This is a genomic window from Labilibaculum manganireducens (assembly GCF_002843385.1).
Lineage (GTDB): Bacteria > Bacteroidota > Bacteroidia > Bacteroidales > Marinifilaceae > Labilibaculum > Labilibaculum manganireducens.
In genome coordinates this window covers 1-2,107 of sequence record NZ_MVDE01000073.1, presented here as the reverse complement: position 1 = coordinate 2,107, position 2,107 = coordinate 1, and the positions used below count along the sequence as shown (strand labels likewise).

Here is a 2,107-nt window from a genome sequence, read left to right as displayed (position 1 = left end):
CTGATGTGAACGGGAATTCTTCCAGTTGTGAAATTAATGTAATTGTGGAAGATACGACTCCACCAGTAATACCAACACTAGCAGATGTAACTGGTGAGTGTTCAGCAACCGCTGTGGCACCGACTACAACAGATGGATGTTCTGGTACAATTACAGGAACCACAAGTGATCCATTAACTTATACAACACAAGGAACACATGTAATTACTTGGTCTTTTACTGATGGCAATGGTCAAACAGTAACAGCAACTCAGAATGTAATAATTGATGATGTAACTCCACCAGCAATTCCAGTATTAGCAGATGTAACAGGTGAGTGTTCAGCAACCGCTGTGGCACCGACTACTACAGATGGATGCTCTGGTACAATTACAGGAACCACAAGTGATCCATTAACTTATACAACACAAGGAACACGTGTAATTACTTGGTCTTTTACTGATGGCAATGGTCAAACAGTAACAGCAACTCAGAATGTAATAATTGATGATGTAACTTCACCAGTAATTCCAGTATTAGCAGATGTAACAGGTGAGTGTTCAGCAACCGCTGTGGCACCGACTACGACAGATAATTGTGCTGGTGTTTTGACAGGAACAACAAGTGATCCTTTAACATACAATACTCAAGGAACTCACGTAATAGCATGGACTTTTGATGATGGAAATGGAAATTCAATTGTTGTAAATCAGAATGTATTAATTAATGATACAACAGATCCAGTAGCCGATTTAGCAAGTTTATCAGATGTTACAGCCCAGTGTGAAGTAACAAGTTTAACAGCACCAACAGCAACCGATAATTGTGACGGAGCAATCAGCGGAACACATTCAGAAACGTTCCCGATTACAGCATCAAAAACTGTAGTTTGGACTTATACTGACGGATCAGGCAACAGCACAACACAGACTCAGAATGTAGTAATTAATGATACAACAGATCCAGTAGCAGACGCAGCAAGTTTATCAGATGTTACAGCCCAGTGTGAAGTAACAAGCTTAACAGCACCAACAGCGACAGATAACTGTGACGGAGTATTAACAGGAACTCATACAACAACACTGCCAATTACTTCTTCAACCGTAGTAACCTGGACTTATACTGACGGATCAGGAAATACCAGTACACAGACTCAGAATGTAGTAATTAATGATACAACGGATCCTGTAGCAGACGCAGCAAGTTTATCAGATGTTACAGCCCAGTGTGAAGTAACAAGCTTAACAGCACCGACAGCGACAGATAACTGTGACGGAGTATTAACAGGAACTCAAACAACAACACTGCCAATTACTTCTTCAACCGTAGTAACCTGGATTTATACTGACGGATCAGGAAATACCAGTACACAGACTCAGAATGTAGTAATCAATGATACAACAGATCCTGTAGCTGACGCAACAAGTTTATCAGATGTGACAGCCCAGTGTGAAGTAACAAGTTTAACAGCACCGACAGCAACCGATAATTGTGACGGAGCAATCAGCGGAACACATTCAGAAACGTTCCCGATTACAGCATCAAAAACTGTAGTTTGGACTTATACTGACGGATCAGGCAACAGCACAACACAGACTCAGAATGTAGTAATTAATGATACAACGGATCCTGTAGCAGACGCAGCAAGTTTATCAGATGTGACAGCCCAGTGTGAAGTAACAAGTTTAACAGCACCAACAGCAACCGATAATTGTGACGGAGCAATCAGCGGAACACATTCAGAAACGTTCCCGATTACAGCATCAAAAACTGTAGTTTGGACTTATACTGACGGATCAGGAAATACCAGTACACAGACTCAGAATGTAGTAATCAATGATACAACGGATCCAGTAGCAGACGCAGCAAGTTTATCAGATGTGACAGCCCAGTGTGAAGTAACAAGTTTAACAGCACCAACAGCAACCGATAACTGTGACGGAGCAATCAGCGGAACACATTCAGAAACGTTCCCGATTACAGCATCAAAAACTGTAGTTTGGACTTATACTGACGGATCAGGAAATACCAGTACACAGACTCAGAATGTATTAATTAATGATACAACGGATCCATTAGCAGACGCAGCAAGTTTATCAGATGTTACAGCCCAGTGTGAAGTAACAAG

General features: G+C 41.3%; 1 protein-coding gene. It reads left to right on the top strand.

What is annotated here, in order from left to right:
* Positions 1-2,107 (top strand): HYR-like domain-containing protein (locus BZG01_RS21690; protein ID WP_218973195.1); only part of this gene is annotated, 2,107 nt, incomplete at both ends.